The sequence below is a fragment of the Streptomyces sp. NPDC005925 genome, assembly GCF_040638805.1.
GTDB lineage: Bacteria > Actinomycetota > Actinomycetes > Streptomycetales > Streptomycetaceae > Streptomyces.
This window is the reverse complement of the sequence record NZ_JBEXVL010000003.1, coordinates 104,445-117,589: the sequence shown is the minus strand read 5'-3', so window position 1 is coordinate 117,589 and position 13,145 is coordinate 104,445. Positions and strand designations below refer to the sequence as shown.

9 protein-coding genes are annotated in these 13,145 nt (G+C 71.5%); 5 read left to right on the top strand and 4 right to left on the bottom strand.

Annotated features, from left to right (window positions below):
* The first annotated feature begins 140 nt into the window (after positions 1-140).
* Positions 141-2,411 carry an ATP-dependent RecD-like DNA helicase gene (locus tag ABZ354_RS05775; RefSeq protein ID WP_358653336.1) on the top strand — a complete coding sequence of 757 codons (2,271 nt, stop codon included), beginning with the start codon at positions 141-143 and terminating at the stop codon, positions 2,409-2,411.
* A 271-nt stretch (positions 2,412-2,682) separates the two neighbouring features.
* Positions 2,683-3,972, top strand: a complete 1,290-nt coding sequence (locus ABZ354_RS05770) for a citrate synthase (protein WP_358653334.1) — start codon at positions 2,683-2,685, stop codon at positions 3,970-3,972.
* Between the two features lie 682 nt (positions 3,973-4,654).
* On the opposite strand, the gene ABZ354_RS05765 is transcribed toward ABZ354_RS05770, so the two are convergent.
* The 3 genes from ABZ354_RS05765 to ABZ354_RS05755 all read right to left on the bottom strand — a co-directional run bounded on the left by ABZ354_RS05765 (position 4,655) and on the right by ABZ354_RS05755 (position 8,166).
* The gene (locus tag ABZ354_RS05765; RefSeq protein WP_358653740.1) at positions 4,655-6,916 is read right to left on the bottom strand and encodes a heavy metal translocating P-type ATPase; all 2,262 of its coding nucleotides are present in this window, start codon (positions 6,914-6,916) and stop codon (positions 4,655-4,657) included.
* A 236-nt stretch (positions 6,917-7,152) separates the two neighbouring features.
* Complete coding sequence (locus ABZ354_RS05760; RefSeq protein ID WP_358653333.1) at positions 7,153-7,392, bottom strand: heavy-metal-associated domain-containing protein; 240 nt, start codon at positions 7,390-7,392, stop codon at positions 7,153-7,155.
* A gap of 90 nt (positions 7,393-7,482) precedes the next feature.
* A complete protein-coding gene (locus ABZ354_RS05755) occupies positions 7,483-8,166 on the bottom strand; it encodes a TetR family transcriptional regulator (protein WP_358653332.1) in 684 nt (227 codons plus the stop codon).
* Positions 8,167-8,362: 196 nt separating this feature from the next.
* Between ABZ354_RS05755 and ABZ354_RS05750 the strand changes: the two genes are divergently transcribed.
* Entirely contained in the window at positions 8,363-10,618 is a 2,256-nt protein-coding gene (locus ABZ354_RS05750) for an MMPL family transporter (protein WP_358653331.1), read from the top strand.
* A gap of 122 nt (positions 10,619-10,740) precedes the next feature.
* Positions 10,741-11,796: a zinc-dependent alcohol dehydrogenase family protein gene (locus ABZ354_RS05745; protein WP_358653330.1), complete on the top strand. Its 1,056-nt coding sequence runs from the start codon at positions 10,741-10,743 to the stop codon at positions 11,794-11,796.
* 23 nt (positions 11,797-11,819) lie between these two features.
* Here ABZ354_RS05745 and ABZ354_RS05740 read toward each other — a convergent pair whose 3' ends face one another.
* Entirely contained in the window at positions 11,820-12,026 is a 207-nt protein-coding gene (locus tag ABZ354_RS05740) for a MerR family transcriptional regulator (protein ID WP_358653329.1), read from the bottom strand.
* A 797-nt stretch (positions 12,027-12,823) separates the two neighbouring features.
* Between ABZ354_RS05740 and ABZ354_RS05735 the strand changes: the two genes are divergently transcribed.
* Positions 12,824-12,952: a hypothetical protein gene (locus ABZ354_RS05735; RefSeq protein WP_358653328.1), complete on the top strand. Its 129-nt coding sequence runs from the start codon at positions 12,824-12,826 to the stop codon at positions 12,950-12,952.
* Positions 12,953-13,145 lie beyond the last annotated feature (193 nt).

The window sequence follows — 13,145 nt, the reverse complement described above, 5'->3', positions numbered from 1 at the left end:
CACCGCACGCGTCGGCCGCCGGTGACGGCACGGGGGCCGTTGGGGACCGTCGGACGCCGGCCTCGTCCCGCACCGGTTCCAGTGGACGGGTCCGCGAAGCCGGACGCGGGCTGTCACCCCCCACCGGTACCGTTCCGACCATGCCCAGCCAGCCCCCACCCACTGCGGGAGAACGCCGACTCGCGGTACTCGAAGGCGTCCTCGAACGCATTACCTACGCCAACGAGGACAACGGCTACACGGTCGCCCGCGTCGACACCGGCAGAGGCGCCGGCGATCTGCTGACCGTCGTCGGCGCGCTGCTCGGCGCCCAGGTGGGGGAGTCCCTGCGGATGGAGGGCAGCTGGGGCTCGCACCCCCAGTACGGGAAGCAGTTCCACGTCGAGAACTACACCACCGTCCTCCCGGCCACGGTCCAGGGCATCCGCCGTTACCTCGGATCGGGCCTGGTCAAGGGCATCGGACCGATCTTCGCCGACCGCATCACCCAGCACTTCGGCACGGACACGCTGCGGGTCATCGAGGAAGAGCCCAAGCGCCTGGTCGAGGTTCCCGGGCTCGGCCCGAAGCGTACGAAGAAGATCGCCGAGGCCTGGGAGGAGCAGAAGGCGATCAAGGAAGTCATGCTCTTCCTCCAGACCGTCGACGTCTCCACGTCCATCGCGGTCCGCATCTACAAGAAGTACGGCGACGAGTCGATCTCCGTCGTGAAGGAACAGCCCTACCGCCTCGCCGCCGACGTGTGGGGCATCGGATTCCTCACCGCCGACAAGATCGCCCAGTCCGTGGGCATCCCGCACGACAGCCCGGAGCGCGTGAAGGCGGGGCTCCAGTACGCCCTCTCCCAGGCCACCGACCAGGGCAACTGCTACCTCCCCGAGGAGCAACTGATCAGGGACGCGGTGAAACTCCTCCAGGTCGACACCGGCCTGGTCATCGACTGCCTCGCCGAACTCGCCGCACCCCCCGAGGACGGCTTCGACCCCGGCGTCGTACGCGAGAAAATCCCCGCCCCGGACGGCGGCACCGGGGACGCGGACGGTGAAACCGTCACCGCCATCTACCTCGTCCCCTTCCACCGCGCCGAAATCTCCCTCTCCTCCCAGCTGTTGCGCCTGCTGCGCACCGGCCAGGACCGCATGCCCGGCTTCCGGGACGTGACCTGGGACAAGGCGCTGAGCTGGCTGAAGGGCCGTACGGGCGTCGAGCTCGCCGCCGAGCAGGAGGCCGCCGTCAGGCTGGCGCTGACGGAGAAGGTCGCCGTCCTGACCGGAGGTCCCGGCTGCGGCAAGTCCTTCACGGTCCGTTCCATCGTGGAGCTGGCCCGCGCGAAGAAGGCCAAGGTCGTCCTCGCCGCCCCCACCGGCCGTGCCGCCAAACGCCTCGCCGAACTGACCGGTGCCGAGGCCTCCACCGTGCACCGCCTGCTGGAGCTGAAGCCCGGCGGGGACGCGGCGTACGACAGGGACCGTCCGCTCGACGCCGACCTCGTCGTCGTGGACGAGGCGTCCATGCTGGACCTGCTCCTCGCGAACAAGCTGGTCAAGGCCGTACCGCCGGGCGCGCACCTGCTCTTCGTCGGCGACGTCGACCAGCTGCCCAGCGTGGGCGCGGGGGAGGTGCTGCGGGATCTGCTGGCCGACGGCGGTCCGATCCCCGCCGTGCGCCTCACGCGGGTGTTCCGGCAGGCCCAGCAGTCCGGCGTGGTCACCAACGCGCACCGCATCAACGCCGGGCAGCACCCGCTGACGGACGGCATGAAGGACTTCTTCCTCTTCGTCGAGGACGACACCGAGGAGGCCGGACGGCTCACCGTCGACGTCGCGGCCCGTCGCATTCCGGCCAAGTTCGGACTCGACCCGCGCCGCGACATCCAGGTGCTCGCGCCGATGCACCGGGGCCCGGCGGGCGCGGGCGCGCTCAACGGTCTGCTTCAGCAGGCCATCACGCCCGGGCGGCCCGGCGTACCCGAGAAGCGGTTCGGCGGCCGGGTCTTCCGTGTGGGCGACAAAGTCACCCAGATCCGTAACAATTACGAGAAGGGGAAGAACGGTGTCTTCAACGGCACTGTGGGCACGGTGACTTCGCTCGACGAGGTCGACCAGCGTCTGACGGTGCTGACGGACGAGGACGAGGAGGTGCCGTACGACTTCGACGAGCTGGACGAACTCGCGCACGCCTACGCGGTGACCATCCACCGTTCACAGGGCAGCGAATACCCGGCCGTGGTCATCCCGGTCACCACGGGCGCGTGGATGATGCTCCAGCGGAACCTGCTGTACACGGCGGTCACGCGGGCGAAGAGACTCGTCGTCCTCGTCGGTTCCCGCAAGGCGATCGGGCAGGCGGTGCGCACGGTCTCGGCAGGGCGGCGCCGCACGGCCCTGGATCACCGGCTGAGGGCGTCCTGACGGTCACGCAAGGACCTTCCCTCTCGCATTCCCGGCCATTTCGCCCGCCCGGCGCAGGGGAGTGGAAAAATGATCGATCACATGAGTCGCAAAGGTCACAGGGCACTTCCGGAACCGGGCGGGCAGCGGGCAGGATGGACAAGTTGGCGGCACTCAGTGCCGCCAATAGGCCCGATGGTCGACCCCGAGTGCACTCTCCTGAGCCAAGTGGGGGATGGTAGAGACAGTCAGGGCACCTCGAAGATGAGGCACTAGGTCGGTGAGGGAAGACGTGAGCGACAACTCTGTAGTACTGCGGTACGGCGACGGCGAGTACACCTACCCGGTGATCAACAGCACCGTCGGCGACGAGGGCTTCGACATCGGGAAGCTCCGAGCCCAGACCGGTCTGGTGACACTGGACAGCGGCTACGGCAACACGGCCGCGTACAAATCCGCCATCACGTATCTGGACGGCGAGGCCGGCATCCTCCGGTACCGCGGTTACCCGATCGAGCAGCTGGCGGAGCGTTCCACCTTCCTGGAGGTGGCGTACCTGCTGATCAACGGCGAGCTGCCGACCGTCGACGAACTCACCTCGTTCAAGAACGAGATCACGCAGCACACCCTGCTGCACGAGGACGTCAAGAACTTCTACCGCGGCTTCCCCCGCGACGCGCACCCGATGGCCATGCTGTCGTCCGTGGTGTCCGCGCTGTCGACGTTCTACCAGGACAGCCACAACCCGTTCGACGAGCAGCAGCGCAACCTCTCCACCATCCGGCTGCTCGCCAAGCTCCCGACGATCGCGGCCTACGCGTACAAGAAGTCCGTCGGCCACCCGTTCGTCTACCCGCGCAACGACCTCGGCTACGTCGAGAACTTCCTGCGGATGACCTTCTCGGTCCCGGCGCAGGAGTTCGACCTGGACCCGGTCGTGGTGTCCGCCCTGGACAAGCTGCTGATCCTGCACGCGGACCACGAGCAGAACTGCTCGACCTCCACGGTCCGCCTGGTCGGCTCCTCGCAGGCGAACATGTTCGCCTCGATCTCCGCCGGCATCAATGCGCTCTGGGGCCCGCTGCACGGCGGCGCCAACCAGTCCGTGCTGGAGATGCTCGAGGGCATCCGCGACGCGGGCGGCGACGTCGACTCCTTCATCCGCAAGGTGAAGAACAAGGAGGACGGCGTCCGCCTGATGGGCTTCGGCCACCGGGTCTACAAGAACTTCGACCCGCGCGCCAAGATCATCAAGGCCGCCGCGCACGACGTGCTGTCCGCCCTCGGCAAGTCCGACGAGCTGCTGGACATCGCGCTGAAGCTGGAGGAGCACGCGCTCTCCGACGACTACTTCGTCTCGCGCAGCCTCTACCCGAACGTGGACTTCTACACCGGCCTGATCTACCGGGCCATGGGTTTCCCGACCGAGATGTTCACGGTCCTGTTCGCCCTCGGCCGGCTGCCGGGCTGGATCGCGCAGTGGCACGAGATGATCAAGGAGCCGGGTTCCCGCATCGGCCGCCCGCGCCAGATCTACACGGGCATCGTGGAGCGCGACTTCGTTCCCGTCGAGGAGCGCTGAGCCACCGCGTCGCGCGGCGCCACGGCGCCGCGCCTCTTCCACGCCTCCGGGCCCCGCATCCGTTCTCGGGTGCGGGGCCCGCCGCGTACAGGGGGCTTTGCCCGCATCCGGTCCGGCCGGCGCGGTGCGTCATGAGTGAGGAGCGCCGGGCGGAAGCCTGCCTGTCCGGCCGTACAGCGCAGAAGGCGCCCCGGCGGCGGTCCCCCCACGGGCCGACGTCCGGGGCGCCTTCCCATGTCCCGGTGCGGATTCCCCCCACGGGATCCGGCCGGGCGCTTGAAGACAGCGCCTGAATCGCTGTTGTACGCGGCGGGCGGACCCGACGTGCACGGGATGGTGCTGGTGGTGCGCTCTGCCGGGACAGCGCACGACCGGGTGGGCCGCTCAAAGCTTCCCGGTGTTCGTGCCCCGGCAACGCATCGTGCGGGGAAGGTCCCCCAAGACAATCCCCAGATGTCGGGAAGCGCCCCCCAAGACGCTCCCGACATCGACAACTTAGACTTTCGAACCCCTTCGATGGTTACCTTCGGATGACTGTGATCTGCGTCTCCCGCACATGGTCATCCAGGCGCGCAAAAGCCCCGAAAAGCGAGGCACATCCCAGCGTAAGGAAGATGCGTGAGCCTTGTGAAGAGGATATGTGAGTCTGGGGCCGGACTCCAAGGGCTCCGGGAACCTGTCCTCAGGAAAATCGCCTGAGGCGCAGGCTGTTCGTCACCACGAAGACCGACGAGAACGCCATCGCGGCCCCCGCGATCATCGGATTCAGCAGCCCGGCGGCGGCCAGGGGCAGCGCGGCCACGTTGTATCCGAAGGCCCACACGAGGTTCCCCTTGATGGTGGACAGCGTCCGCCGAGACAGCCGGATCGCGGCGGCGGCCACCCTCAGGTCTCCGCGCACCAGCGTCAGATCCCCCGCCTCGATCGCCGCGTCGGTCCCGGTGCCCATCGCGAGACCCAGGTCGGCGGCGGCGAGCGCGGCGGCGTCGTTGACCCCGTCACCCACCATCGCCACAGTCCGCCCCTCGGCCTGCAGCCGCCGTACGACGTCGACCTTGTCCTCGGGCAGCACCTCGGCGATCACCTCGTCGATGCCCACCGCACGGGCGACGGACTCGGCGACCGGACGGTTGTCCCCGGTCAGCAGCACCGGCGTGAGCCCGAGGGCGCGCAGCTCCCGCACCGCCTGCGCGCTGGTCTCCTTCACGGCGTCCGCGACGGCCAGCACGCCGTGCGCCGCGCCGTCCCAGCCGACGACGACCGCCGTACGGCCACCGCGCTCGGCCGCGGCACGCGCGCGTGCCAGCTCGTCGGGGAGTTTCCCGTCGGTGCGGGCCTCGCGGCGGGCCTGGGGGAGCCGCGCGGGGTCAGGGCCGTCGTCCGCCCCGTCGTGCGCTCCGTAGAGGCGGCCGACCGCCACGTCGTGGCCCTCCACGCGTGCGCGCACGCCCCTGCCGGGGACGTTCTCGAAGCGCTCGGCCGCGGGCAGCCGGCCGCCGAGCCGCTCGCGGGCGCCGGCGGCGACGGCGCGGGCGACGGGATGCTCGGAGGCGTCCTCGACGGCGCCCGCGAGCCGCAGAACCTGCTCCTCGTCGGCGCCGTCCACGACGTACACCTCCTGGAGGGTCATGCGGCCGGTGGTGACCGTGCCCGTCTTGTCCAGGACGACCGTGTCGACGCGGCGCGTGGACTCCAGGACCTCGGGGCCCTTGATCAGGATGCCGAGCTGCGCGCCGCGGCCGGTGCCGACCATCAGCGCGGTCGGTGTGGCCAGGCCCAGCGCGCACGGGCAGGCGATGATCAGGACAGCGACAGCCGCGGTGAACGCCGCGACGGTGTCGCCGGTGACGCCGAGCCACCCGCCGAAGGTGGCCGCGGCGAGCAGCAGCACCACGGGCACGAAGACGGCGGAGATCCGGTCGGCGAGCCGCTGCACCTGGGCCTTGCCGTTCTGCGCGTCCTCGACCAGCTTCGCCATCCGCGCGAGCTGCGTGTCGGCGCCGACACGGGTGGCCGCCACGATCAGCCGCCCGCCCGCGTTGACGGTGGCCCCGGCGACCGTGTCGCCCACGGTGACGTCCACCGGCACCGACTCGCCGGTCAGCATCGAGGCGTCCACGGCCGAGCTGCCCTCGACGACCGTGCCGTCGGTGGCGATCTTCTCGCCCGGCCGGACGACGAACCGGTCGCCCACGGCCAGCCGCCCGACCGGGACGCGGACCTCGGAGCCGTCCCGCAGCACGGCCACGTCCTTGGCGCCGAGCTCCATCAGCGCCCTGAGCGCCGCTCCCGCGCGCCGCTTGGAGCGGGCCTCCAGGTAGCGGCCGAGCAGGATGAACGTGGTGACCCCGGCGGCGACCTCCAGGTAGATCGCGGAGGTGCCGTGCGTGCGCGAGACGGTGAGGGAGAAGCCGTCGCGCATGCCGGCCATGCCCGCGTCGCCGAGGAACAGCGCCCACAGGGACCAGCCGAACGCGGCGGACGTGCCGACCGAGACCAGCGTGTCCATGGTGGCCGCGCCGTGCCGGAGGTTCGTCCAGGCGGCGCGGTGGAACGGCAGGCCGCCCCAGACGACCACGGGCGCGGCGAGTGTGAGCGTGAGCCACTGCCAGTCGTCGAACTGGAGGGCCGGAATCATCGACAGCGCGACGACGGGGACGGCGAGGGCGGCGCAGACGGTGAGGCGCGTGCGGAGCGCGGCTGTCCCGGGGTCCTCGCCGGAGGCCGGCGTGACCCGCGATTCGGCTTCCGGTTCCCGGTGCGGCGGGGGCGGTTCCTCGGCGGTGTAGCCGGTTTTGACGACCGTGGCGATCAGGTCGGCGACCTCGACGCCGGGCGCGTGGGCGACCTTGGCCTTCTCCGTCGCGTAGTTCACCGTGGCCGTCACGCCGTCCATGCGGTTGAGCTTCTTCTCGACGCGGGCCGCGCAGGAGGCGCAGGTCATCCCGCCGATGCGCAGCTCGACCTCGGAGTGTCCGGGGCTCTGGGATGCCTCGGAGGGGGGCGTGCCGAGGTTCGCGGGGGTGCTCGGGTCTCCTGCGATGGTGCTGGTCATGTCCGGACTCCAGACGACGGACCGGGCCGTGCGGGGCCGGTGCGAACTGCCCGGCGCGGCCCGGACCGGGAGGGTGGTGCCGCCTGCCTCGGCGGGAGGCGATGTCTGCTTGCGCAGCGGGCCGCTCAGGCCTTGCCGGCGAGCTCGAAGCCCGCCTCGTCCACGGCGGCGCGGACCGCCTCGTCGTCCAGCGGGGACTCGGAGACGACGGTGACCTCGCCGGTGGTGGCGACGGCCTTCACCGACCGGACCCCGGGGATCTCGCCGATCTCGGCCGAGACGGAGCCCTCGCAGTGTCCACAGCTCATCCCGGTCACCTTGTAGACGGCGGTGACGGAACCGGGGGTGTCGGTCTGGGCGGTCATGTCGTTACTCCTCGTGGAGACGTGTGGGACGCGTGGGGTCGACGGGGCCCGTGCGGGCCAGGTGTCCCCACGGGAACCCACTTTATACCCCTAGGGGGTATCGGGCAACGTCTGGCCCCGGCCGTCGACCATCGGCTGCAGGTAGCGCAGCAGAACCTTCTTCACCTCCCGTACGTACGCCTCCCGCTCCGGGCCCTCGTGGCCGAGGATCAGCTCCAGGCCGGCCTTGTAGATCCCCAGGCAGACGTGCGCGGTGCGCGCCACGTCGGCGGCGGGCGCGTCGGGCAGGAACGAGGAGAGCAGCGTCTCGACGCGGGACACCAGCGTCACGTGCAGGGCGTCGTGCTCCTCGGCGATGCGGCCCGGGATGTCGGGGCCGTGCATCAGCGCGAAGAACACCGGATGGCGGCAGTTGAACTCGATGAACCGGTCCACCGCGGCGCCGACGGCCTCCTCCAGGGGTGTCGCCGGGCCGACGGGGGCGAGCGCCTCGCCGTACGTCTCCCGCATCTGGTGCATGAGCCGCTCGCCCAGCTCGATCGCGATGGCTTCCTTGTTCGGGAAGAACTGGTAGAGCGTGCCCGGCGAGACGCCCGCCTCGCGGGCGATGGCGTTGGTGCTCGCGGCCGTGTAGCCGCTCGCGCAGAAGACGGACGCGGCGGCCTCGAGCAGCTGGGCGACACGGCGCTCGCCGCGGGCCTGGCGGCGGCGCGGCCTCGTGGCGGCCGGCTCCTCCGCGCCTGGCCTCTCGGTGGTTTCGGGGTTCTCGGGCACGCGTCATCCCCAGCCTCTTCGAACGCGATTGACAAACGCGAGTGCTCGCTCGCATTCTAGAGAAACGCGAGCGATCTCTCGTGTTTGCCAGTCTATGGCAATGGCAGATCCATGCCTCCATGCCGTCTGCCTGCGTAAAGACGTCGGGCGCGGCCCGGATTCACGATGGATCTCACGGTGAAGGGGACACCGCAGGATGACCGAAGTCAACAAGCCGCCGCGCGCAGGAGGCTGGACCCGGCTCGTGACCGCCCGCCCACGCCTGTCGCTGCTCGCGGCCCTCGTGCTCACGGTGCTCGCCGTGCTGGCCGGCAGCGGCGTCGCCGACCGCCTCGGCAGCGGCGGCTGGGAGGACCCGGCCGCCGAGTCCACATACGCGACGCGGGCGCTGGAGCGCGAGTTCCCCGCCTCCCAGCCCAACCTCCTGCTCCTCGTCGACGCGGGCGGCGCCCCGGTCGACGACCCGGCCGTCGCCGCCGAGGCGAAGCGGCTCGCCGCCCGCCTCGCCGACGAGAAGGGCGTCACGGGCGTCGGCTCCTACTGGCAGACCGGCACACCCACCCTGCGCGCCAAGGACGGACACGAGGCGCTGATAGCCGCCCGCATCACCGGCGACGAGAGCACGATGGGCGACACCGTCGACCGCATCGCACCCCACTACCGGGGCACGCACGGCACGATCGACGTGACCATCGGCGGCCCGGTCGCCGTACGGCACGAGATGCAGACGATCATCCAGCAGGACCTGACCCGCGCCGAGCTCATCGCCCTGCCGGTCACACTCGTCCTGCTGGTCATGGTCTTCGGCAGCGCCGTCGCCGCCCTGCTGCCGCTCGGCATCGGCATCGTCGCCATCCTCGGGACCAACGCCCTGCTGCGGGGCCTCACCGAACTCACCGAGGTGTCGGTCTTCGCCCTGAACCTGACGACGGCCCTCGGTCTGGGCCTCGCCATCGACTACGCCCTCTTCATCGTCCGACGCTTCCGCGAGGAACTGTCCGGCGGGGCCGAGCCGCTGACGGCCGTCGGCACCACGCTGCGCACGGCGGGGCGCACCGTCCTGTTCTCCTCCCTCACGGTCGCGGTGTCGCTGGCGGCCATGCTGCTCTTCCCGCAGTACTTCCTGCGCTCCTTCGCCTACGCCGGGATCGCCGTCGTGCTCCTGGCCGCCGCCGCTGCCCTGACCCTCCTGCCGGCCGCGCTGATCCTGCTCGGCCACCGCGTCAACTCCGCGGACCTGCGCCGCCTGTTCCGCCGAGGCCGGCCCCAGCCCTCCGACAGCGCCGAGGAGGGCCGGGCCTGGGCACGCACGGCGACGCTGGTCATGCGCCGCGCCCCGTTCTTCGCGCTGGGCACCATGGCCGTCCTCGTCCTGCTCGGGCTGCCCTTCCTGAGCGTGAAGTTCGGCACCGCGGACGACCGCCAACTCCCGTCGAGCGCCGAGTCCCGCGTCGTCCAGCAGCACATCCGCGACGACTTCCCGGGCAACCCCGGCGGCAGCCTCGACATCCTCGCCGAGGGCCGCGCCACCGAGGCGCAGTACACGGCCTACAAGGAGCGGACAGCCGCCCTGCCCGACGTCCTGAGCGTGGCGGGCCCGCTGGTGAAGGGCGACTCGGCGTACTTCACGGTGCTGCCGAAGGGCGAGGCCGTCGACGAACGCGCCCAGGACCTGGTGGGTGACCTGCGCGCCACACCGGCCCCCTTCGACACGAAGGTGACGGGGGCGGCGGCCGTACTGGTCGACTCCAAGGACGCGATAGGCGAACGCCTCCCGTGGGCGGCCCTCTTCATCACGGTCGTCACCCTGTTCCTGGTCTTCCTCCTCACCGGCAGCGTGCTCATACCCCTCCAGGCGGTGCTGCTCAACGCGCTCAGCCTCACGGCGATGTTCGGCGCGGTCGTCTGGGTCTTCCAGGACGGCCACCTCTCCGGTCTGCTCGGCTTCACCAGCCCCGGCTCCATAGAGACCACCCTGCCGGTCCTGATGTTCTGCGTGGCCTTCGGCCTCTCCATGGACTACGGCGTGTTCCTGCTGTCCCGCATCAAGGAGGAGTACGACCACAGCGGCGACCACGAGCAGGCCGTCCGGCACGGGGTGCAGCGCACCGGCGGACTGATCACCGCGGCGGCCGTCATCCTCGCGGTGGTGATGGTCGCGATAGGCACCTCCCGCGTGACCAACACCAAGATGCTCGGCCTGGGCATCGCGCTGGCGGTGCTCATGGACGCGATGATCGTGCGCAGCCTTCTCGTCCCGGCGGGGATGCGCCTGACCGGGCGGGCCACCTGGTGGGCCCCCGCCCCGCTGCGCCGCTTCCACCGGCGCTTCGGCCTGAGCGAGGGCGAGGCGGCGGCCCAGACGCCCGCCCGGGTGGAGCCGGAGACCGGGATCGAGCCGGAGGCCGAGACGGAGACGGCGACCCGGGACACGGTGGGGGCGCGTGGTTAGTGCCGCCACCCGCGGGTGATGATCGCCGGAGTGGGGCGGGACACGCCGGCCCCGGCGGGAAGGCCCGCTGAACGGAGCCCGCGGGGCGGCTCCGGTGACGACGGAAGGCGAGGCGGGCAGCGATGCGTGCGGTGGTGTTCGAACGGTTCGGCGGACCGGTCGACGTGCGGAACGTCGACGACCCCGCCCCCGCCGGGCACGGGGTGGTCGTGCGGGTCGAGGCCACCGGACTGTGCCGCAGCGACTGGCACGGATGGCAGGGACACGACCCGGACATCACGCTGCCGCACGTGCCCGGGCACGAACTCGCCGGTGTCGTCGAGGCGGTGGGGCCCCGGGTGACCGGCTGGCGGCCCGGTGACCGGGTCACCGTCCCCTTCGTCTGCGCCTGCGGGACCTGCCCCGCCTGCGCGGCCGGGGACCAGCAGGTGTGCGAGCGGCAGACCCAGCCCGGCTTCACCCACTGGGGCTCCTTCGCGCAGTACGTGGCGCTCGACCGGGCCGACGTCAACCTCGTCGCCGTACCCGACGGCATGTCCTTCGCGACGGCGGCCGGGCTCGGCTGCCGGTTCGCCACGGCGTTCCGTGCGGTCGTCCAGCGGGGCCGGGTCGCGGCGGGGGAGTGGGTCGCGGTGCACGGCTGTGGGGGCGTCGGCCTGTCCGCCGTGATGATCGCGGCGTCAGCCGGCGCGCGCGTCGTCGCCGTCGACGTGGCACCGGGCGCCCTCGCACTGGCGCGGGAATTGGGTGCTGCCGCCTGTGTGGACGCCTCCCGCACCGAGGACACCGCCTCCGCGGTACGGGAACTGACCGGTGGCGGCGCCCACCTGTCCCTCGACGCCCTCGGCTCGCCCGTCACCTGCGCCGCCTCCGTCAACGGCCTGCGCCGCCGCGGCCGGCACATCCAGGTCGGCCTGCTGCCGTCCCCGAGCGGCACGACCCCCGTGCCCATGGCCCGCGCGGTCGCCCTGGAACTGGAAATCCTCGGCAGCCACGGCATGGCCGCGCACACCTACCCGCCGATGCTGGAACTGGTCGCGGCCGGAGTGCTGCGCCCCGACCTGCTGGTGACCTCGGCCATCCCCCTGGAGGCGGCCCCGGCCGCCCTGACCGCGATGGGGGCGGCCGAGAGGGCCGGGGCCGGGGCAGGGGTGACGGTCGTCGAGCCGTGGAGCTGAGCGCCCCGCCCGCGGCGACGGCGTCAGGTCTCGCCGCCGCCACGGCAGCGGTTGCGTGGCCGGGACGCCACCCATGCCCGCACGGTGTCCGCGTACCAGAAGGGCTTCCCGCCCTCGGCCACATCGGGCGGTGGCAGCAGCCCGTGTTTGCGGTACGAGCGGACGGTGTCCGGCTGGACGCGGATGTGCGCGGCGATCTCCTTGTAGGACCAGAGCTGTCGGTCCGTCATGTGGCACCTTCCCGCGCAGACCACGGCGGCGGTCGGGGACGACCGCCAGGAGAGCCGGGTGCTGCGCCGGCGACAGAGTCTTTACCCGGTGAACGACACAGAGTGACGGTTGGTGGTGTTCTGTGCGCCTGTGTGACGGAAGACGGGTAGAAGCGCGACATACGTCACACAAGGTGGGTGTTCGTGACGCAAATGAAATAAAAGGGGGTAGGTCGGTCTTTCGGAGCATCGCGCTGACTTGCGGGCGCGGGCGCGGGCGCGGGCGCGGACGCGGACGCGGGCACGGACGCGGACGCGGACGCGGATGCTCGGTTGCGCTGGTTTCGCTGGTTGGGTGGTCGCGCTGGTTGCTCGGGCTGCCGGCGTGCGAGGGGGCGCGGTGGGGCCCGGGTCTGGGCGGGGCGCGCCGGGGCACGGGTCTGGACTGGGCACGGGTCCGGACGGGGCCCGTGCCTGAGACAGGCGTGGCCGTGAGGCGCGGATCGCGGTGCGGGTGCCGGTATGCGCGGGCGATGGACGCCGCGGAACCTGCCGGGCGCGGCACGGCAGCCGAGCCGGGGCTGGTGCTGTGCACGGCTGCGGCGGGACGGGGCGGGCCCGGTGTTCCGCTGTCGACTGCGCTCGACGCGGAGAGACAGGAGTCTGCGAGAACCCCTGTTGACGTCACCGGGCCCGGCCCGCCGGCCCCCCCGCATTCCCCGGCACAAGGCCGAAGACTTGCGCCTCCCCGGGTTCAGTGGCCGGATGATCAGACTGCCGCGCGCCCGTCCCGTCGGTCTTGGAAAAATCCGCACTCGGTGAACTCTTGGCAGGAGACGGTCCGACGACACTGGCCGACATGGTCGTACGAGTCGACGACCCTCGCCGACCTGGTCGAATCGATGGGCACGACCGACGGAGCCGCTCCCCACCGCCACCTGTGCTGATGGTCCGGGCTGCGCCGTCGGCCGCGGCGCGGGGCGCGCCGTCGGTTTCGGGACGCGCCCTCGGTCACGTCCGAGCCGAGGCCGGGTCACGGTCCGGGGCGCCGCCTGCGTTCACGGTCCAAGCCGCTCTCTCGCACATGGTCCGCCTTCTCGGTCACGGTCCGGGCCGCGCTCTCGGTGACGGCTCGGGACG